The organism is Gordonia sp. YC-XJ4 (assembly GCF_059511865.1).
Map to the genome: position 1 here is coordinate 143,222 of NZ_CM183447.1, position 18,943 is coordinate 162,164.

Annotated in this window: 17 protein-coding genes and 1 pseudogene; 5 read left to right on the forward strand and 13 right to left on the reverse strand. The window is 66.3% G+C overall.

Annotation, left to right across the window (positions count from 1 at the left end; genetic code table 11):
• Nucleotides 1–71: 71 nt before the first annotated feature.
• Together AC5ZH6_RS00655 and AC5ZH6_RS00660 are read left to right on the forward strand one after the other, a co-directional pair.
• Entirely contained in the window at nt 72–959 is an 888-nt protein-coding gene (locus AC5ZH6_RS00655) for an LLM class flavin-dependent oxidoreductase (protein ID WP_496169161.1), read from the forward strand.
• 94 nt (nt 960–1,053) lie between these two features.
• Entirely contained in the window at nt 1,054–1,260 is a 207-nt protein-coding gene (locus AC5ZH6_RS00660) for a hypervirulence associated TUDOR domain-containing protein (protein WP_496168141.1), read from the forward strand.
• Between the two features lie 25 nt (nt 1,261–1,285).
• Here the strand turns inward: AC5ZH6_RS00660 and AC5ZH6_RS00665 are convergent, their stop codons facing one another.
• From AC5ZH6_RS00665 to AC5ZH6_RS00695, 7 genes are all read right to left on the reverse strand, one after another.
• Nucleotides 1,286–2,467 carry a Fic family protein gene (locus AC5ZH6_RS00665; RefSeq protein ID WP_496168143.1) on the reverse strand — a complete coding sequence of 394 codons (1,182 nt, stop codon included), beginning with the start codon at nt 2,465–2,467 and terminating at the stop codon, nt 1,286–1,288.
• A 93-nt stretch (nt 2,468–2,560) separates the two neighbouring features.
• Nucleotides 2,561–3,754, reverse strand: coding sequence for a TY-Chap domain-containing protein (locus tag AC5ZH6_RS00670; protein ID WP_496168145.1), 1,194 nt, complete (start codon nt 3,752–3,754; stop codon nt 2,561–2,563).
• A gap of 84 nt (nt 3,755–3,838) precedes the next feature.
• Nucleotides 3,839–5,341 (reverse strand): sucrose phosphorylase, encoded by a 1,503-nt coding sequence (gtfA, locus tag AC5ZH6_RS00675; protein WP_496168146.1) that lies wholly within the window; start codon nt 5,339–5,341, stop codon nt 3,839–3,841.
• Between the two features lie 66 nt (nt 5,342–5,407).
• Nucleotides 5,408–6,505 carry a DUF7159 family protein gene (locus AC5ZH6_RS00680; protein WP_496168148.1) on the reverse strand — a complete coding sequence of 366 codons (1,098 nt, stop codon included), beginning with the start codon at nt 6,503–6,505 and terminating at the stop codon, nt 5,408–5,410.
• A 190-nt stretch (nt 6,506–6,695) separates the two neighbouring features.
• The gene (locus AC5ZH6_RS00685) at nt 6,696–7,691 is read right to left on the reverse strand and encodes a glycine betaine ABC transporter substrate-binding protein (protein ID WP_231386850.1); all 996 of its coding nucleotides are present in this window, start codon (nt 7,689–7,691) and stop codon (nt 6,696–6,698) included.
• 62 nt (nt 7,692–7,753) lie between these two features.
• Nucleotides 7,754–8,614 carry an ABC transporter permease gene (locus tag AC5ZH6_RS00690; RefSeq protein ID WP_496168149.1) on the reverse strand — a complete coding sequence of 287 codons (861 nt, stop codon included), beginning with the start codon at nt 8,612–8,614 and terminating at the stop codon, nt 7,754–7,756.
• Nucleotides 8,611–9,843, reverse strand: a complete 1,233-nt coding sequence (locus tag AC5ZH6_RS00695) for a quaternary amine ABC transporter ATP-binding protein (RefSeq protein ID WP_020172844.1) — start codon at nt 9,841–9,843, stop codon at nt 8,611–8,613. The genes AC5ZH6_RS00690 and AC5ZH6_RS00695 overlap by 4 nt, the downstream gene beginning before the upstream one ends.
• Nucleotides 9,844–10,139: 296 nt before the next feature.
• Here AC5ZH6_RS00695 and AC5ZH6_RS00700 point away from each other — a divergent pair, with 296 nt between their 5' ends.
• On the forward strand, nt 10,140–11,129 hold the full coding sequence (locus AC5ZH6_RS00700) for a hypothetical protein (protein WP_014358241.1): 990 nt from the start codon (nt 10,140–10,142) through the stop codon (nt 11,127–11,129).
• A 14-nt stretch (nt 11,130–11,143) separates the two neighbouring features.
• Here the strand turns inward: AC5ZH6_RS00700 and AC5ZH6_RS00705 are convergent, their stop codons facing one another.
• The 3 genes from AC5ZH6_RS00705 to AC5ZH6_RS00715 form a co-directional block, all read right to left on the reverse strand.
• Nucleotides 11,144–12,655 carry an MFS transporter gene (locus AC5ZH6_RS00705; RefSeq protein ID WP_014358242.1) on the reverse strand — a complete coding sequence of 504 codons (1,512 nt, stop codon included), beginning with the start codon at nt 12,653–12,655 and terminating at the stop codon, nt 11,144–11,146.
• Between the two features lie 304 nt (nt 12,656–12,959).
• Nucleotides 12,960–13,199 carry a hypothetical protein gene (locus tag AC5ZH6_RS00710; RefSeq protein WP_496168151.1) on the reverse strand — a complete coding sequence of 80 codons (240 nt, stop codon included), beginning with the start codon at nt 13,197–13,199 and terminating at the stop codon, nt 12,960–12,962.
• 193 nt (nt 13,200–13,392) lie between these two features.
• A complete protein-coding gene (locus tag AC5ZH6_RS00715; protein ID WP_496168153.1) occupies nt 13,393–14,541 on the reverse strand; it encodes a hypothetical protein in 1,149 nt (382 codons plus the stop codon).
• Nucleotides 14,542–14,728: 187 nt separating this feature from the next.
• Here AC5ZH6_RS00715 and AC5ZH6_RS00720 point away from each other — a divergent pair.
• Nucleotides 14,729–15,031, forward strand: a pseudogene (locus AC5ZH6_RS00720) (alpha/beta fold hydrolase); the annotation flags it as partial.
• A gap of 220 nt (nt 15,032–15,251) precedes the next feature.
• Entirely contained in the window at nt 15,252–15,518 is a 267-nt protein-coding gene (locus tag AC5ZH6_RS00725; RefSeq protein ID WP_496168154.1) for a hypothetical protein, read from the forward strand.
• Here AC5ZH6_RS00725 and AC5ZH6_RS00730 read toward each other — a convergent pair.
• The 3 genes from AC5ZH6_RS00730 to AC5ZH6_RS00740 are packed head-to-tail and all read right to left on the reverse strand — an operon-like array spanning nt 15,499 to nt 18,943.
• Nucleotides 15,499–16,719, reverse strand: coding sequence for an MFS transporter (locus AC5ZH6_RS00730; RefSeq protein ID WP_496168156.1), 1,221 nt, complete (start codon nt 16,717–16,719; stop codon nt 15,499–15,501). The two genes, AC5ZH6_RS00725 and AC5ZH6_RS00730, sit on opposite strands and share 20 nt — an antisense overlap.
• Complete coding sequence (locus AC5ZH6_RS00735) at nt 16,716–17,774, reverse strand: LLM class flavin-dependent oxidoreductase (RefSeq protein WP_496168158.1); 1,059 nt, start codon at nt 17,772–17,774, stop codon at nt 16,716–16,718. Before AC5ZH6_RS00735 ends, AC5ZH6_RS00730 begins: the two co-directional genes overlap by 4 nt.
• Nucleotides 17,771–18,943: an acyl-CoA dehydrogenase family protein gene (locus AC5ZH6_RS00740; protein ID WP_496168159.1), complete on the reverse strand. Its 1,173-nt coding sequence runs from the start codon at nt 18,941–18,943 to the stop codon at nt 17,771–17,773. The genes AC5ZH6_RS00735 and AC5ZH6_RS00740 overlap by 4 nt, the downstream gene beginning before the upstream one ends.

The following is an 18,943-nucleotide window of genomic DNA, read 5'->3' on the forward strand; positions in this document are numbered from 1 at the left end:
CCCACGGCAATGACTGAAAACAGGCGAGCAGAGGAGTCGGCCGTGTCACGATCCCTCTCGTGCGCATCGGAATGACGCTGCCCGTGATGGAGCCCGACTTAGACGCCGACGTCTTGCGGTCCTGGGCCACGGCCATCGACGACGGACCGTTCTCGTCACTGTGCTGGGGTGAGCGAATCGCCTTCGACAACCCCGACACCCTGACGCTGCTCGGCGCACTCGCCGCCTGGACGAGCCGCGTACGGCTGGTGACCACGGTCGTCGTCCCGCAACTGCACGACCCGGTCATGCTGGCCAAGGCACTGGCCACCGGCGACATGCTCAGCGGCGGCCGGCTCACCGTGGGCCTGGGTATCGGCGGCCGCCACGAGGACTATCGCGCCGTCGGCGCCGACCTCGCCAATCAACGTATGCGCGTCCTCGGTGAACGTGCCCAGATCATGCGCCGGGTGTGGGCGGGGGAGAACCTCACCGGCGCCACCCGACCGGTCGGGCCGTCGCCCGTCCAGGCCGGCGGTCCCGAATTGCACGTCGGGACAACGGGTCCGGCCACCATCCGCAGCGCCGCCGCCTGGGCGTCCGGTGTCGCCGGGGTGACCCTCGACCTCGATCTTACGCAGCAACGCGAACTCTTCGACATCGCACGTACCGCGTGGGCCGACGCGGGGCGGCCGCCTCCGCACCTGGCCACCTCGTTCTGGTTCGCCTTCGGCGACGGTGACGCGTCGCGCGCGCAGATCCACCGGCACCTGCGTCGCTACATGAACTGGATACCGTCGGAGTTCGTCGACGCGATGGCCCCGACCACCGGCTGGACTGGGACCGAGGACGAGTTGCGGACAGTGCTGTCGGCGTTCGCCGACATCGGAACCGACGAGGTCCAGCTGATTCCCACCAGCGCCGACCCCGAGCAACTGCACCGAGCCGCCGAGGTGGCCGCGGACTTCCGCCTGACGTGACCGGCGCGTGACCACGTGCTCGCCGGGGTGTCGTCTGCGCATCAACCTCAGCCTCTCCGGTGACGGCGCCCGATGAGCGGACCATCCTCGGCTCATGTCCATCACCACCAACGACACCGTCGAATGGAACACCTCGCAGGGCACCACCCATGGCGCGGCTCGCGAGAAACGCACCTCCCCGTTCACGTTCGAGGGCCAGAAGTTCAACGCGTCCGATGTCGAGCCCTACTGGATCGTCGAATCCGACAAGACCGGAGCGAAAGCCGCACACAAGGAGTCGTCGCTGACGAAGAAGAAGTAGTGGTCGCCGCAAGGTACTCGCAGCATTACGGCAGGCGGCGGCGCATCGCCCGCGCCGCGAAGTCATCGAGTGCTGCTGTCACCTCGACGGCTTGCCACATCCGGTTACGCCGGAAGCCGGTGAATTCCACCAGGACACCGGCCTCCACGAGCGGGGCGATGGCCCGGCCGGCATTTGCCGGCAAGATGCCGAGCTCGCCGGCCACCGTCTTGGTGTCCACGACCGGTTGGCGCAGAACAACATCGAGAAGCCGTTGAGCCGATGACCCACCACGAACCCGGACGATATCGCTCCAGTGACTGCGGATTCGCCGAAGCTCCGACACCAGGTCGGTTGCTTGCGCGATCGCAGACATCGCTGCGTTGGCCATCGTCTCGATGATGGGGACGACATCGCCTTCGCGATACGCATCGAGGGTGGCGAAATAGTGTCCGGTGTCGGCGAGTAGTCCTGCCGAGACCGGAATCGTGACGGTGTGGGTCATTCCGTGGTGGCGAAACATGGACTGCACCAGCGCCCGACCGGTGCGTCCGTTCCCGTCCGGAAAGGGGTGGATCGTCTCGAACTGGGCATGTGCGATTGCGGTGGCGAGCAGTGGCGGCAGATCTGTGCGGCGCGCGAAAATCAGCAGATCATCGATGAGTTGGGGCACGTATCGCGCGGCGGGTGCTACGAAGTCGGCGCCGTGTGGACCCACTCCCGAGCCACCGATCCATACCTGACCGGTGCGCCAGGCGCCGGCGATCGCCGGATCGTGGTTCTCGAGCAATGCGCGATGCATGGCAAGAATGGTGTCGGCGTCCAATCGGTCGGCCAGCGCAATCGCCGCGCTCATCGCAGCGACGTTGCCGACGATGGCGGTCGCGTTGCGCTTCTCGGTGCTCCCGAGCTGTGCGAGGGCTATCTGTTTTGCGCCGGACGAGAGGTTTTCGATCTGGGATGACGAGGCAGACTCGGAGCGGAGCAGGATGGTGGCGAACGACGCTATCTCGCTGCCGAACTCGGCGTCGAAACGGGCGATCATCGCACTTGCCTCGGATACCAGTGTCGCCAGCGGCGCCGGGACAGCCGGAGTCTTGTCGGCGATGAGCGGCACGACGGCGGCGCGGTAGGGTCCGCGATGACGGTCCCGCTGCGCACGCGTGAGCAACTCGGCCGGAATTGTCGGTGTCCAGTCAAGGTACTCGTAGTCGATGGCCGGCCACATTCGCGACGTTCACCTATCTGAACGAAATAACTGAGAGCATGCCCCACCATACCCTCACTTATCCGCTAAGTGAGAATAAGGAGAGGCCTGCCCTCACCCAGCCGGACGCATCCGCGGCCGCGGCTCGTCGTCGGGCAGGACCACCACCCGCAGGGCGGCACGGAACTTGTCGGTGGTCACCCGCCAGCCCTGCTCCTCGTGGCGGCACGCCTGCGCCTCCTCCGGATCATCGGCCTCCTCGGCGGACTGCGCCCACGACAGATACTGCTCCTCACACGTGCGGATCAACTGCAGCATCTCCGAACGGTCGTACCCGCAGATCTGGGCGATCTCGCGGGGACTGAGCACTGCGTTGTCGGTGTCGAGTTGCAGCACCGCCAGCAGGGTGTCCGGCAGCGGATCCGAATCCTCGGCTTCCGCCGGCGAATTCGCTTCCACACCAACGGTATCGGCGCCTGCACGCACACGCGCGACGATGCGCGGCACGTCGTCGTCGATGAAGCCGAACCAGTCGGCCAGGCCGGCCAGGTTGTCGCCGGAGAACACGGTGACGTCGATGACGCGGTGCGCGAACACCTGCCGTTGACGCAGCATCACCCGGATACCGTCGCGCGAGGTCGGTTGCGCCGCGATGTAGGGCGCCGCGACGAGGGGATCGGAGACGGAATCGGTGAGCATCGCGAACGCCACCAGCCGCGGGAGATCCTCGTGCACCCGCAACCACGACGGTGGCTCGGTCGGCAACACCACGTCTCCGTCGTCGTCGACCTCGATGCGCTGGCCGGTGACCTCCTCGAGCATCGAGACGACAAGGGCGCGCAGATGCTCCGGACCGTGTGGGACGACCCCGGCGCGCAGCGTGGGCTCGACGCGGGGCGGCTCGTCGGCGAGAAACGGTGCGCGCAGGAAAGTCGGATGCACCGTCTCCCACACCTGTCGGAAGGTGTTGACGATGGCAGCGGCCATCTCGTCGGCGCGGGCATGTCCGCCCTCGAGGATGTAGGTACCGCCGGCCAGCCGGCGCCAGCCGAGTGCGCGCAGCTGCCCGATCTGGATTCGGTAGCAGTCGACGGAGGTGTGCAGGGTGAGCGGGTCCAGCGTCAACCGCACCCGATGTGCCCGCGTGTACCGGATGTCGATCCGGCCGTGCGGGCCCTCCGGGATGCTGGGGTCCTGTTCGATCCAGGTGAGATCGGCGGCGGTCAGCTCACGGAGGAATGCGGCGAGTTCGGTGCGGAACTCCTGCCAGGCGTCGTCGATGGATGCATCGAAATCGTTGGTGCGCATCGTTTCTCCCTCCGGTCGCGAAGGGGACGTTCCCTTCACCGATGACGATAGGGCAGGGGTACGACACTTTCGGAACGGCCGGCGTCAGCTCACCTCGGACGACACGCCCCACCTGCTCGCGAGCTCGGCGACGGGCGCCGACCACTCGCGCTCGCCGTCGCCCCAGGCCACCTGGGTGACACCGGTCGCGAGATCGATGTCGGCGCGCGCCCATGCCCCCGCCACCGCACGTCCGCGCCGCAGCAACCGCAGATGCCCGTCGGCGAGTGTGGTCTCACACGGCCCGTCGAACGCCGGATGGGTGTTGCGGAACCGGCACAACGCCAGCAGCGCCCCGACCACCGGGCGGCGGAGGTCCTCGGCGATCTCGGCATGCGTGTAGTGGTGACGATTGATGTCGCGGCCGACGCCGGTCCGATCGAGCAACTCCATGTCGTTGCCGCCGGCCAGCAGCCCGACGTAGTAGACCTGCGGGATGCCCGGCACGAACAACTGCAGCGCGCGGGCGCTCAGATAGCGCTCGTCGTCACGGCCGAGAGCATCGTAGAACGTCGAATTCACCTGATAGATATCGACATTCGCAGCCGATGTGCCCGTCGCAAGGCGGCTGGTCCCGCCGGTGCGACGGTGGATCTCCTCGACGAGCTCGTGAACCTGCACGGGGGTGAGTAGCCCAGGCCCCTCGACCGGGTCGGGCCCGACGTCGACGACCCCGATGCCGTCATGGGTGTCGAGCACGGTGACGGCGTTGTCGGGACGGATCTGCAGCCAACGCACCAGCGCCTGCGCATCGGCGGTGTAGAGGGTATGCAACACCAATGCGGGCAGAGCGAAGTCGTAGACGCGGTCGACCGAGCGCGCGATGGCGATCTGCCGCGCGAAATGCGAGTGCACCTCGACGAGGACCTCGACGCCGCGCGTGTGCGCCTTCGCCGCGAACTCGTCGATGAAGGCGATGGTCTCGGGTGTCATGAAACACGAGGTTCCCGGTGTCTTGATCGCATACCCGACGGCGTCGAGACGTAGCGCGCTCACCCCGGCATCGGTGGCCGCGTCGAGGATCGAGTCGAGGTAAGCCCGGCCGGGCGCCGACCGCACGTCGATGTCGATCTGGGCGGCGGTGAAGGTGGTCCACACGTACCGCACACGCCCGCCGAGCGCGATGGCCGTGAACGGCAACCCGGGCCGCGGCCGGTAGATGGCCGTCAGTTGGTCCTCGGTGGCGCCGTTCGGGAACACCGACGACAGGGTGAGAAACATTGGCGCATAGTCCGACTCGTCGCCGTGGGCGACGACGTCACGAAACTGTGCCGAGTCCGCCGACACGTGGTTGATGATCTGATCGGCCATCACCTCGTGCGTGGTCGCGAGGTCGGTGATGTCGGCCCAGCTCCCCAGGCGGGGATCGACGCGGGTGTGGTCGACGGGATCGAATCCGGCGTCGGCACCGTCGAACGGGGTGAAGAACGGCAACACATGGACGCCGCCGAACACACCGTCGAAGGGGCCTCGCAAGAGTGCGGTGAGTCCGGCGAGGCTGCCACCGAACCGATCCGCGTACGCAATCAGATGCACCGTGTTCTGCACGACGCCAACGCTACTGGGTGACGTGCATTTGCGGCGGGAACCGGGCTCAGGCGAGGGTGGTACTCCTCACGCCTGCGTCATCGGGGTCACCACCGTCGAGGTGGCGGCAAGCAGCGCTGCGCCTCGCGCACAGACGAACTCGGCGTCGGCGGGGATGACGACGGGACAGTCGAACCGGGCGGCCACGCTGTCGGCGAGCAGCGGGAACGTCGGGGCGGTGCCGATGAGCACGACGTGGTCGGGGCCGGGATCGGTGTCGCCGCAGCGCTGCAGGGCGCGCACGATCTCCGCCGCCTGCGGGCCGGCGAGGCCGTAGAGGTCGTCGAGGGTGAGCGTCACACCGTGCTGCTCGAGTCCGCGGACACCTGGTGTGACGACCTCCATGCGGGTCGACATGGTGCGCAACGTGGTTCGGACTTCCGCGCAGTGCGCTCGCACCTGGGCGAGTAGCGTCGGATGCGGCGGCACCGGGTGCCCGGCCAGCGCCGCCTTCGCCAGGACCCGATGCTCGAGACGGTCGTCGAGGTGGCACACCCCCAACCCGGGAAAGCGGTGCGCGGTGATGGTCGTCAGATGTCCCGAGCGTGGCCGACGCGCATGGGCGACCACGGCGCTGTCGTCGCGCACATCGCAGACGGTCACGCCATGCGCCCGGTCGAGACCGTCGCAGTGGTCCACCCATTCGAGCGCGGCGTCGGTGTCGGGAACGAGCAGCAGCGCCCGATGGTCGGCGAGTCCGGCATCAACGAGACTGCGGTGGAACAGCGATACCTGCGGGACGGTCCAATAGGTCGGGTGCGCGATGAGCAGCCGTGCGACATGTTCGCCGACGGTGGCCTCGAGGTGCGCGACCAGGACGACGAGCAGCCGGGCGGCGAGGTCGTCGGCGAGACGGTCCGGACCGCCGGGTGCGCTCAGCGGACGTGGATCACCGAGATGGTCGACGAAGTGGCGGTAGGTGGCATCGGCGTGACGCCGATCGGGCAGGGCTGCGGCGGTGTGCGCGGGCCAGCGCAGAGCGGCCGGGAAGGCGTACTGCGAGTCGATCCGGACGGAACCGACAGATCGGTCGGCGGTGGCCGTTCGGCCGCCGGAAGACGCGTCGCGAATGACCGCAACGCGCACGTGGTCGGATTGGAGATGAAGCCCGACAACCACACTCATGATCAACCTCCGCAGACGCCGGTGGAACGTCGGTGGGCACGGAAGTGGCTCACCAGAATCCACGATGCGCTTGCGGCCTGGTGAGCCGCTGACGACATCGTGAGGATTGCCTGGCAGACAGGTTGCGGATTGGGCACGAGCGCGCCCCCAACCATCGGCCGGGGGCGCGCTCGTCGATCGGTCGGTGTGCTCAGCCGAGCTGGGCGGCCACGATCTGGCTCTCGAATTGCGGATGCGTGGACAACCATTCGGTCACCGCGCCGTCGGGATTGTTGCCGCCGTACTTCTGGGTCATCAGATTTTCCAGCTCCGACAGGTCGGCGTCGGGGACGACGAGATTCTTGAACAGCTGCGCGGCCTTGGGTGCCTTCTCACCGAAGCCCTTGGTGGCGAAGTTCCACAGGCCTTCCTTGCCGCCGAGCGCGCCCTTCGGGTCCTGCAGGTCACGGATCTTGAACGCGGAGTACGCCCAATGGGGCTTCCACAGGGTGACCGCGACGTTGGTGTTGTCGGCTTCGGCCTTGCGGATCGAGGCGAGCATCGCCGCGGTGGACGAGGTGGTGAAGGTGAGATCCTGCAGACCGTACGCCGGGATCACCTTGTCCTTGACGATCGCGGTCTCACCGGCGCCGGGCTCGATGCCGACGAGGGTGTTGTTGTACTGCGACGCCATCGATTTCAGGTCGCCGATCGACTGCGCGGGCGACGAATCGTTGACGGCGATGGTCAGTTTCGCGTTGTCGTACCAGCAGCCGAGCGGTTCGAGCTGGTCGCCGTAGCGGTCGATGTAGGTTTTGTGCGTGCTCGGCAACCACACATCGGTGAGCACGTCGACGTCACCCTTGGACGCCGCGGTGAAAGCGGCTGCCGCGTCGAGGGTTTTGACGTCGGCGGTGTAGCCGTTGCGTTGCAGGATGTTCTTCATCAGGTAGGCGGTGGCCGTCGACTCGTCCCATCCGCTGAACGCACCGATGGTGACGTTGGTGTCGTTGCCGGCGCCGAGGCTGCCCGCGGGTGCCTTGCCCTGCGTCAGCGAGCAATTCGCGTACTTCGACGCGAGATCGTTGGTGGCGCTGGTGGTGCCGCCGGAGCCGCTGTCGGAGTTCGAGTTCGACGCACCACAGCCACTCAGCGCCAGCGCGCCGACTGTCACCGCGGCGGCGAGCACCCCGAGCTTTCTCGTCATCTTTCTCATCTCTACCTACCCTCTTTCCCTACTTCACTTCACTACTTCACGGTCTCGGGTGTTCAGAGTTGTGCGACGCGGCCGCGGTTACCGATCGCCGAACTCAGCCGGTCGAGGTAGACGGCGATGATCACCACGGCCAGACCGGCTTCGGAACCGAGTGAGAGGTTGAGCGTCTGCAACGCCTCGTTGACCTGGCCGCCGAGCCCGCCGGCACCGGCGAACCCGGCGATGACGACCATCGACAGTGCCAGCATGATGACCTGATTGATACCTGCCATGATCGTGGGCATGGCCAACGGGATCTGGATCTGGCCGAGGATGCGGGCCGGGCTGGAGCCGAAAGCCTGTCCGGCCTCGACCACTTCGGGATCGACCTGACGGATCGCCAACTCGGTCAACCGGATACCCGGGGGCATGGCGAAGATCAGCGTCGACACCACACCCGGAGTGGGGCCGATGCCGAACACGATGATCACCGGGACCAGATAGACCAGCCCGGGCAGCGTCTGCATCAGGTCGAGAACGGGGCGCACGATCGACGAGACCACCCGGCTGCGGGCGGCGAGGATACCGATGGGCAACGCGATGATCAGCGCGATGATCACCGAGACCAGCACCAGTGCAATGGTGTTCATCGCGTTGACCCACTGGTCGAAGGCGCGGATGAAGTAGAAGCCGATCACCGCGAAGATCGCGAGCTTCCACCCCTGCCGCCACCCGGCGGCCAGCAACGCGAGCGCCGCGAAGATCACGATCATCACGTAGTACGGTGGACTCGACAACACCGTGTTGAACGCATTGTAGAGACCGGTGATCACCGTCTTGATGGCGTCGAACAGCCAACCGGCATGGTCGGTCAGCCAATTGAAGGCGGACTCGATGGCGTCGCCGACGTGGATGCGCGGGTTGACGAAGCTCATGCGTTGTCCTCCTCACGCGGGGCGAGCGCAGCCAGCAGGCTGGTCCGCGGGATCACCCCGCGCAACCGGCCGTCGTCGTCGGTCACCACCAGCGGGACCACGGATTGTGCTGACGGAGCGAACAATTCCGCGATCGGGGTCGAAGCGTTGACCCGGACCAGCGAGTCGGTGCGCACGAGTGGCCGCAGATCCGGCGGGTCGTCGGGCATGGTGGCGATGTCGTCGTCGGTGAGATAGCCCAACAGTCGGCCGTCGTCGGTGACCAGGGCGCGATCGGTCTGGTGGTGACGCATCGCGATGATCGCCTCCTGCGGTTCGGCGGTGACGGGCAGTGTCACCTGCGCGGGTTGCAGCACCGACGCGGCGGTGAGCACGCGGGTGCGGTCGACCTCGGCGGTGAACTTGGCGACGTAGTCGTTGGCGGGCTCGGTGAGAATCTGTTCGGCCGAACCGATCTGGACGATCCGACCGGACCGCATGACGGCGATCCGGTCGCCGACGTACATCGCCTCGTTGAGATCATGGGTGATGAACACGATCGTCTTGCCCAGGGACGCCTGCAATTCGACGAGTTGATCCTGCATCTCCCGGCGGATCAGCGGGTCGAGTGCTGAAAAGGCCTCGTCCATCAACAGGATCGGGGTCTCGGCGGCCAGCGCACGCGCCAATCCGACGCGCTGTTGCATACCGCCGGACAACTGGCGGGGATAACGGTCGCCCCACCCGTGCAGACCGACCGTCTCGAGCCAGTGGTCGGCGCGCTCGAGCCGCTCGGCCTTGGCAATTCCCTTTTCCCGCAATGCATAGGCGGCGTTATCGCGGACGCTGCGGTGCGGCAGGAGCGCAAAGTGCTGGAACACCATGGAAATCGAGTCGCGGCGGATCTGCCGCAGGTGCTTGTCGTTCACCGCGGCGAGATCGATATCGCCGACGAACACCGAACCGGCCGACGGCTTCCACAGTCCGTTGAGGGTGCGGATCAACGTCGACTTGCCCGATCCGGACAACCCCATCACGACGAAGATCTCGCCGGGTGCGACATCGAAGGTGGCGTCGATGACCGCGGCGGTACCGAGGTCCTTCACGTCGTCGGCGTCGGCGCCCTCACGTAGACGCTTGACGGCCTCGTCGGGTCGGCGTCCGAACACCTTGTAGACATGTTCGGCGCGTAGCGCGGGCCCGGCTGCGGACGCGGTGGTCGCGCTGTCGGTCTCGGGCGAGATGGTCACCTCTCCTCCTTCCAGCAGGCACCCAGGCGTTGCGCATCACGCAACAAACTGTGCTAGCGGCAATCGCGGCACCTTTTAGTCACCCTAAACAGAAGCTGTGTGATGCATGGGCACTACAACGAAATGAGCGGCCTGTTGCTGCCGTGTCGGGTTTGTCGGATATCAGGGGGAGTGCTGGTGGGTCCAATCGTCCGAACATACGAACTCGCGCTTGTGCCCGGGTAGATCAGCCGTCTACAGGGGCGCCGCGCTGTTACGCTCCGAGCCTGCGCCGCAGGATCTTTCAAGGAGACACGATGCGACTTGCCCGGGTGATGCTCACTCTTGGTTGTGCGGCACTGCTCACCGCGACGGCGGCGTGCTCGTCGGTGAATGGTTCGGCCTCCGGGGAGCATGGTTCTGGCGCTGACTCGACTGCGTCGTCGAGTGCGGCGCCACTGGTGGTCAACGCGACGCTCGGCAAGGTGTGGAGCCCCTATCAAAAGGGATACGGCGAGGTCCGACCGTCGGAGATCTTCAACGGCGGCGATCCCACGGGCCTGGTGAGCAACGTGGTGTGGTCGTCGTGGGGCGGCCCGCAGGCCACCGGAACCGGCTCGGCCCTGTACGGAGGCTCCGGTGAGATCGTTGCCGAACAACATGCCGAACAAGCCACCGTCGTCGCTTTCAATCTCGGTACCTGCGACGGAGCACAGCGGTATCAGGCCATCGAATGGTTCTTCCCACAGCACGGCGAACACTTCGACCCGAGCCGCTACATCAACATCTGCTCAGGCGACTACGTCGACCCGGGTTCGCCCGACACCGGCTCATCGACAGCCGCCACCAGCACTGCCGCATCGGGTTCCGGTGCCTGGTCCGGGGATCAGCTGACGATCACGCCCACGTCACTGGGGGTGGTCAAGATTGGCATGTCGGTGCAAGCAGCCGCTGCAGCAACGGGATTGACGTTCCAGGTCAAGGGCGACGGAGCCCGCGGTCCCGCCATGAACAGGCAGAACGAACTCTACGTCGACGGCGATCCCGTACGGTGCGTGGTGGCCTCCGGTACCAGCGCCACCGGTCCTGCGGTCACCACCGAGAAGGGTGTCGGACTCGGCGACCCGCAAAGCGCCGTGACCGCCGCATACCCTGACGCCCAACCGATTCCGCAGAACGGTCCCTTCGCCCGGCCCGGATACTTCGCCACAGTCCCCGGCGGACAACTCTCGTTCACCATCAGCAACGGCGTCGTCAGCCGGATCGCCGGCGGAGCGGACGTCACCTCGCCGAACTGCTCGGTCTGAGAGCAGCGCCCGGATCAAGCGCTCAGCGCCGCCGCAGATTCGCGGGCCACGGCATAGGTGCGCTCGGCCTCGGCCGGTGTATCCACCTGTGGTGGTGAGCCGTTCAGCGGCTGCCGGGCTGATTCGCGGAGGAACAGGACGGCAACCAGGCCGACGATCCCGCTGCCGATCAGATAGAAGCCGGGCATCAGGTGATTGCCGGTGGCGCTCACCAGCGCCGAGGTGACCAGAGGGGTGGTGCCGCCGAACGCCGAGACCGCGATGTTGAAACCGATCGACAGCGCTCCGTAGCGTACCGAGGTCGGGAACAGGGCGGGCAGCGTCGAGGCCGTCGGTGCGGCGAAGCATGCCAGGATGACGCCGAATACCACGCACGCGACGATCGGCGCCCAGATCGTGTCCATCCCGAACAGGATGAAACACGGTACGGCGACCACGATTTGCAAGACTGCGCCGATCGCGAAGATGGGTCGGCGGCCGATGTGGTCGCTGAGCCGACCGAGGAAGACGATCAGGGCGACCACCACCAGCATCGACAGCAACACCAGGAGGTCGGAGCTGAGCTGGCCGCGACCGATGACGTCGGTGAAATAGGTTGGTAGATAAGCGGTGATCATGTAGTTGGTGACGTTGTAGAGAATGACCAGGCCGATACACACCAGCAGCGGTCGCCAGAAGCGAACGAAGATGGTGCCGATCTCGCGGCCGGCGCTCTCGGTCTGTTTGACCTTGGCGTCGTGTTCGTCGAGCTGCTTCTGGAATGCCGGCGTATCTTCCAACCGCATCCGCAGGTAGAGGCCGATCAGTCCCATCGGACCCGCGATGAAGAACGGAATGCGCCACCCCCACGACGTCATCGTGTCGTCGCCGAGCGCGGCATTGAGTACGGTCACCATCAGGGAGCCGAGCGAGTAGCCGATGAATGTGCCGAAATCGAGCCAGCTGCCCAGGAATCCGCGTCGGCGATCGGGGGAGTACTCCGCGATGAAGGTGGTGGCCCCACCGTATTCACCGCCGGTGGAGAACCCTTGGATCATGCGCGCCACAAGCAAAAGGATCGGCGCCCAGATCCCGATGACGCCGTAGGACGGGATGCAGCCGACCGCGAAGGTGCCGGCGGCCATCATGATCATCGTGACGGCGAGCACCTTCTGCCTGCCGATCCGATCACCGAGCGGGCCGAAGAAGAACCCGCCGAGCGGACGCACGAGGAACGCGGCGGCGAAGGTCGCAAAGGTGGCCAACAGCTGCGCGCTCGACGACGCATCCGGATAGAAGACCTTGCCCAGCGTGGCGGCGAGGTAGCCGTACACACCGAAGTCGAACCACTCCATCATGTTTCCCAGCGCCGCCGCCCCGATCGCTCGCTTGAGCATCGGCTGGTCGACAACGGTGATCGACTCTTGTGTCAGCGGAGGCTTGCGGCGGATGAGCGCGGCCAACGAATGCAGGTGACGCTCGACGACGTGGGCGTGCGCCCAGTGCAGAGGCGACGGCCTGTGGCCGGCAGGTGCAGGATCAGGCATTTTCTTAGCCTAGGTAATCGCTCCCGCTTTCCGCGAATCCGCAAGCGTTATGGGCGAATTGATCGATATGTCCGGCTGCGCTCCGCCGCTGTGGGGATCGATGGCTACAACCCACTCGCCGTCCTCACCGCCGGTGGTCCCGAGTCGCCTGCTCGTTCTTATGATGGTCCCGACTCGCCTGCTGTCTCCTCATGATGGTCGAGGTGCCGAGGAGCGCAAGCGACGAGCCTCGAGACCCCTTGTGCCGAAGCTGGTTTCGTACCTCGTCCATCCCGGCGGCGAGCCTGATTCGGCCAGCCTGTCGTCAAGCGGTGACTTCCTCGTCGGGAGGGTGTTGCTCGATTGTCGTTGTCCACGCAGCACTGTCGGTGCGTGCTGGTGGATCGTCGGCGGGAACCCCGCCGTAGGTGTAGCCCAGTACGGCACTGTTGTAACCCCCGAGGGTGCGCTGCCGTTGTCGGCGCCGAAGATGGCTGGCAAACAGCGCGAGCAGGGCGGCGGGTAGCACGAGCGAGCCGGCCCCGACGAGCATCCCCAGCCACATCGATTCAGCATAGAGAATCTCTGGTGCGTTATCGATACTTCATGGCCAGTCCAGAGGCGCAGCCAGGACCACTCGCCTGTTTTCAGTCATTCGCAAAGTAGCCCAGACCTCGCGACCTGGGCTTTTGCCGCGAAGCTGCTCGCAGAATGACTGAGAACAGGCGAGCACGGGCTCGGCTGCGGCCGAATCCTCGCTAACCCACGTCCGCAGGCTCCGGATCGTCGACCAGCCGGCGCAACCCCATCGACTGGAATGCGACGACGTAGATCAGTGTCCACAGCACCAGCCAATCGACGAATCCCAATGCGTTACCGGCCAACCCGGAGGCGACGGCGGGTTCGTGGAGAACGTTGCCGGCGGCAAACCGGTAGTAGAGCAGGAAGGTTCCGACGGCCAGGACAAAGGTCAGCACCGCGCGGACCGCAGGCGCGAATCGGTTGCCGAAGCCGTTCGCCCAGAAGATCATCCAGAACGCCCAGCACACACCGATCTGTGCAGGGAACTGATGAATGGCGTTGCCCAATTCGGCCGAGGCCTGGGAACCGACGAGCAGTTTGGCCAACGGGACCATCACGAAGTAGATCGTCGTCCCCAGCAGGGCGTTGCCGATCGTCGCGGCAAGTGCCGTCTTTCCGCCTCCGCCGAACAGCTTCCACGGCCAGTTGTCGAGTGTCTGACCGGTCAGGATCACCGACACCACAATCGAATAGAACCATCCGAGCACGGTGTCGAGCGACATCATCGGATTGGTCACCGACGACGACACCGCGGGCAGTCCGATGACGATGTAGAGCGCCAGCGTGGGGATGGCCACGAATGCGATCTCGCACAGTCCGATCAACGGTTGCTTCATCCCCAGCGCGGTCCATGGCCAATGCTGCCAGTTGAGCACCACCATCACCCACGTCCCGAACCCGAACAATACGAAGAGGGCGCCCGAGAAGTAGCCCATGCCGCCGGCGCGGGAACCGGCGAAGTCGGGGAACAGCGCACCCAGTCCGCTACCGAGCAGCCAGGTCACGGCGACGGCGAACACCGCCGTCGAGACCAGGACGGCGATGCCGCGCAGGGGCTGGCCGAGCCGGTCGAATCCCACGAACTCGGAGTTGAAGCCGATGAACACGATGAACAGAATCGCCCAGAACAGTGCGGCGTTGAACGGCAATGGATAGAAATGCCACGGGCTCGACGTCGGATCGGCCAGCAGATACCAGCTGAGCACCGAGACCACGACGACGACAACGAGGTTCGACACCCCGAACAGCAGCCATCGTCGGGAGCCGGGCGGTGGCGCCGGATTCTGCTGGTCGGCGGGCGGTTCGACACCGGTGGTCATCGTCATGGCACTGCGCTCCTCGAGGTCTGCGTTGGGCAGTCCGCAACACTATGAGCTGCATCACAGGGCGGTGACAGGGTTGCGGAGCGTTGCACGACCTCCAGGTGCGGGCAACCCCCTGCAACGCTTGCCTCGACGCGTAAGCCGACGACAGCGCCACGACAGCCACCTGCGCCACCCTGTCGGTATGACAATGCTGACCGCGATCGCCGACGACGGACACATCCTGTCCGCGCACGTCCACGGAGCCGGTCCCACGATCCTCGTTGTACCGCCCGGCGGTGGCGACGCGACCTCGTGGAGCGCCGTTGCCGAGCACCTCGCCGACGCGCATCGGGTGGTGATCATGAACCGGCGGATCTACGAGCCAGACGCAGTGATCACGCTGCCACACACCATGAGCCGAGAGGTGAGCGACATCGCGGCGGTCACGCGGGCCAGTGGTGCACCGGTCGTCGGGGTGGGGCACTCGTCAGGAGCGACGGCACTGCTGTGTGCAGCCGCCGAGCATCCGAACCTGTTCTCCGAGTTGGTGCTCTACGAGCCGCCGGTCCCCACCACGAGTCTGATCGGTGGCGTCGCGGAAAGTGCTGCGCGGGCAGCCTTCGAAAACGGTGACGCCGCACAGGCCATGCGGATCCATCTGCGCGACATCGTCGGCATGCCCGACCACCTGGTGATGCATCTGTTGGACAACCCCCACCACGGCCGAGTACATGACCCGCCACGCAGCCGGGCAACTCGCCGACACCGAGGCCATCGACGGCCTCGGCGTCGGCGTCGACCGCTATCGCACGGTCACGCTGCCGGTGACCTTCATCGAGGGCGAGGACAGCCCACCACACCTGCGCCGACGTCTGGCAGAACTCGACGGCGTGCTACCCGATGTCGTTGCACACCAGACACTCTCGGGACAGGGGCATGCTGCGAATGTGACGGGACCGGCGTACCTGGCCGAGGTCGTCACGGCGAGTCTGCACTGAGCCGGCCGCCGCGCAGCAGGGGGAGCAGAGCCGCCGACGCCACGAGGGCCGACGCGCCGCAGATCACCAGGAACCGCCAGTCGCCCAGCCATGCGCCCATCAGTGGTGACGCCGCGCGGGCCAACGCCATCGGCACGGTGATGGCGGCCAGCACACTGGCGAAGTGGGCGACACCGAAGTTGTCGGCGATGATCGACGGCCGCGCGATCACCCCGACGCCCTGCCCGATGCCGACGGCGGAGACACACAGCAGGGTCACCGGAACCGAGAGACCGGCCAGCGGCAGCAGCATCAAACCCAGGCCCTGGATCGCGAACGCCCCACACGCCACCGGTGTCAGCGCGACGCCGCGCAGCACGGTGACCAACGCCAGTCGCGACAGGATCTGCATCGCACCGATGGACACCGGTATCGAGGTGGCGATCCACATCGAGTGCCCCACCGACAGCAGATAGGAGATCACCAGCAACAGGAACGCAGCCACCGATCCGGCCTGCCCGACGAAGGCGATCAACAACAACCAGAACCGGCGCTGCCGAAACGCCGCACCGACGGGCACCCCCGTTCGGCGCTGTACCCGACTCCGGTGCCGTTCCCGCGACGGGATCACCATCAGATGACCCGGGACCGCGGTCACCAACAAGAGCACACTGAGCACGAGAAGTGTGGTCCGCCAGCCCCATTCGGCATTCATCCACCCGAGCGCCGGATATACGAGGTAGGTCGACAGTCCGGCGATCATCGTCACCGCCAGGATCGTCCGGTCCCGGTGAGGTGCGTCGGTGGCCACCACGATCACCGCGAACGCCGCCTCGTACGTCGACATCGCGATCGCCAGCCCGACGAAGACGAACGCCGCATACAGCACAGCCAACGACGTTGCCTGCGACCACATCACCGCGGCACCCACACCGATCAGCGAGCCCGCGGTCATCATCATCCGACCGCCGTGACGATCCATGAGGCGACCGATCGGAAACGCCGCCAACGCACCCATCAACGTGGAGATCGTCGACGCCCCGGCCACCGCGGTGCGGGACACGCCGAGATCGTCGGCCATGTTGTCGATGATGACCGGCAGGATCTGGATCAGCACCACATAGGCCACCGTGTTCGACACGGCGAACACGGCGATCAGCAGGCGGCGATCGAGGGTGGTGGCGGGTGATTCGGCGCTGGGGCAGACGGCCTCCGCCGTCATCCTCGCAGCAGCGGCAGGAGTTGGCTGCCCTGTCGTTCGATCTCGCGCAGATACGGGGTGTCCGACAGCACGAAGTGGGTGATGCCGAGATCCTGGTACTTGCGCAGCGATTTGGCCACGTCCTCGGCCGAGCCCACCAGCCACGTGGTGGCCGCACCGCCGCCGCCGAACTTGCCCGGCGTCGTATAGAGATTGTCGTCGAGAACCTCACCGCGTGAGGCGAGTTCGAACAGTCGCTGTTGACCGACGGCGACCTTGCGGTGCGGGTTCTGGCCGTAGGCGCCGCGGTCGGCGAAACTCCGGACCTTCTCCTGTGCCTCGTCCCACGCCTGCTCGGTGGTGTCACGCACGAAGGTGGTGATCCGCAGACCGAACTCCAACGGCGGATGCTGACGCCCGACCTCCTCGCTCAGGCGCTTGAGGCGGGCGATCCGCTCGGCGACGCCGTCGAGAGGTTCACCCCAGAACAGTTGGACGTCCGCCTGTTCGGCCGCCACACGTTCGGCTGCCGCCGACGCCCCACCGAAGTAGATGCGAGGATGGGGACGGCCGGGCCGCGGTGCGATTCGCGGTACCACCGTGGAGTTCTCCACGCCGAAGTACTCGCCCCGATAGGTCACGTTCTCCTGCGTCCACAATGTACGGACGAGCTCGATGAACTCGCGCGTGCGGGCATACCGGGCGGCTTGATCGCCGTCGGAATCCCCGTACGCGGCCAGATCGTCCTTGCCCGAGACGATGTTGATGCGCACGCGCCCGCCGCTGAGATGGTCGAGAGTGGCTGCGGCCGTGGCGAAGTTCGCCGGACGCCAGTAGCCCGGCCGGACCGCGACGAGCGGCTCGAAGGTCGTGGTGCGTGCCGCCAGCGCGGTGGCGACGGTGAAGGTGTCCGGGCGGCCCCATCCGGTCCCGATGAGCGCACCCTGCCATCCGCTGCGCTCGAGTGCGGTGGCGTGCCGGGTCAGCGTGTTGAGGGTGTTGTGATCGGCGACGGTGTCGTCACCCCGGTGGCCGGGATCGATCTGATTCGGTATGTACCAAAGGAATTCGCTCATGAGTCTTTCGGATCTGTGGGTGTGTCCGGATCGTGGGGTGTGTCGAGAAAGTGCGTCAGCTGCGCCCGGCGGACGTCGGCGTTCTGGCCCTGTACGAGAACGAACAATGCCGAGCGGGCATGTAGTTGCGCGGTGTCGTCGAACCCGATGCCGTGCCCGGATCGGGCGATGAGCAGAGCGCGGGTCAACGTCGAGAGTGCTTCGCCGCTCGCGGCTTTCACCGCGAGCCGCTCCTGCGTGCGATGGGGCCCGGCGCCGGCCGCGATCGCCTCGTCCGACAGCCCGTAGGCGTCGGCACGGATCTGCGCGATCCGCGGCGCCCATCTCTCGGCGATCTCGCGGGCGATCGGCTCGCGTTCGGCACGGAGCTCATCGATGACCCGTGCGGCGAGCCCGAAATGCTGGGGCCGTGCGTCGCTGACGGTGTCGACGTCCTCACGACGCCACTCGTCGAGCGGCTGTACCGAGATGACGTCGGCGTCGGCGACCGGCGCGTCACTCAGGTGAATCCGCTGCGTGCGGCTACCGCCGAGCGCGCTCAGTCCGAGAACTCCTGCGGTGATGTGCTGATCGATCGGGATCAGCGACGTGATGACGGTGCGGCTCGAGGGTTCGACCGCCGCGACGAACACCGCGGAGTTCAGACCCCAACCGCTGAACCAGGAGACCATTCCGTTCAGACGCCAGCCGCGCTCGACGCGGGTGGCCTCGACGAAGTGGTCGGGAAAGCGGCGGACATCGCTGATGGCGGCTCCCACCAGCAGGCGACCCGACAACGCATCGTGGGCGCGCTGCGAAAGATCGCCCCCGCGTGCGTACTCCTTGGCCAGCCGACCGACGATCGGGGCATGCTGCGCCCAGACCAGCCAGGTGTTGAGGCAGGCGCCGGAGAGGATCTCGTGTACCCGACGGTCGGCGGCGCGTGACAGCGCCGCCCCACCGAACTCCTTGGGCGCAAGATGATTCAAGAGCTTGACGTCGGCAAACTCGGCGACCCGTTGTGGTGGCACGCCGTCGCGATCGGCCCGCAGGCCGTACGGGCGCAGCACAGTGCCGGCATAGTCGGCAACCCTTGCGACGAACGGGATCTGATCGGCATCGTCGACCTCGTCGGCCGCCACCCGATCCGGCCGGCGGATTGTCGATTGCGCGGCGGTGATTGCAGGCAT

What these genes read in the sequence shown, in the direction of transcription:
- AC5ZH6_RS00655 (WP_496169161.1), top strand. Translation starts at nt 72, where the DNA reads ATGACGCTGCCCGTGATGGAGCCCGACTTAGACGCCGACGTCTTGCGG.
- AC5ZH6_RS00660 (WP_496168141.1), top strand. Translation starts at nt 1,054, where the DNA reads ATGTCCATCACCACCAACGACACCGTCGAATGGAACACCTCGCAGGGC.
- AC5ZH6_RS00665 (WP_496168143.1), bottom strand. Translation starts at nt 2,467, where the DNA reads ATGTGGCCGGCCATCGACTACGAGTACCTTGACTGGACACCGACAATT.
- AC5ZH6_RS00670 (WP_496168145.1), bottom strand. Translation starts at nt 3,754, where the DNA reads ATGCGCACCAACGATTTCGATGCATCCATCGACGACGCCTGGCAGGAG.
- AC5ZH6_RS00680 (WP_496168148.1), bottom strand. Translation starts at nt 6,505, where the DNA reads ATGAGTGTGGTTGTCGGGCTTCATCTCCAATCCGACCACGTGCGCGTT.
- AC5ZH6_RS00685 (WP_231386850.1), bottom strand. Translation starts at nt 7,691, where the DNA reads ATGACGAGAAAGCTCGGGGTGCTCGCCGCCGCGGTGACAGTCGGCGCG.
- AC5ZH6_RS00690 (WP_496168149.1), bottom strand. Translation starts at nt 8,614, where the DNA reads ATGAGCTTCGTCAACCCGCGCATCCACGTCGGCGACGCCATCGAGTCC.
- AC5ZH6_RS00700 (WP_014358241.1), top strand. Translation starts at nt 10,140, where the DNA reads ATGCGACTTGCCCGGGTGATGCTCACTCTTGGTTGTGCGGCACTGCTC.
- AC5ZH6_RS00705 (WP_014358242.1), bottom strand. Translation starts at nt 12,655, where the DNA reads ATGCCTGATCCTGCACCTGCCGGCCACAGGCCGTCGCCTCTGCACTGG.
- AC5ZH6_RS00710 (WP_496168151.1), bottom strand. Translation starts at nt 13,199, where the DNA reads ATGTGGCTGGGGATGCTCGTCGGGGCCGGCTCGCTCGTGCTACCCGCC.
- AC5ZH6_RS00715 (WP_496168153.1), bottom strand. Translation starts at nt 14,541, where the DNA reads ATGACGATGACCACCGGTGTCGAACCGCCCGCCGACCAGCAGAATCCG.
- AC5ZH6_RS00725 (WP_496168154.1), top strand. Translation starts at nt 15,252, where the DNA reads ATGACCCGCCACGCAGCCGGGCAACTCGCCGACACCGAGGCCATCGAC.
- AC5ZH6_RS00730 (WP_496168156.1), bottom strand. Translation starts at nt 16,719, where the DNA reads ATGACGGCGGAGGCCGTCTGCCCCAGCGCCGAATCACCCGCCACCACC.
- AC5ZH6_RS00735 (WP_496168158.1), bottom strand. Translation starts at nt 17,774, where the DNA reads ATGAGCGAATTCCTTTGGTACATACCGAATCAGATCGATCCCGGCCAC.
- AC5ZH6_RS00740 (WP_496168159.1), bottom strand. Translation starts at nt 18,943, where the DNA reads ATGCCTGCAATCACCGCCGCGCAATCGACAATCCGCCGGCCGGATCGG.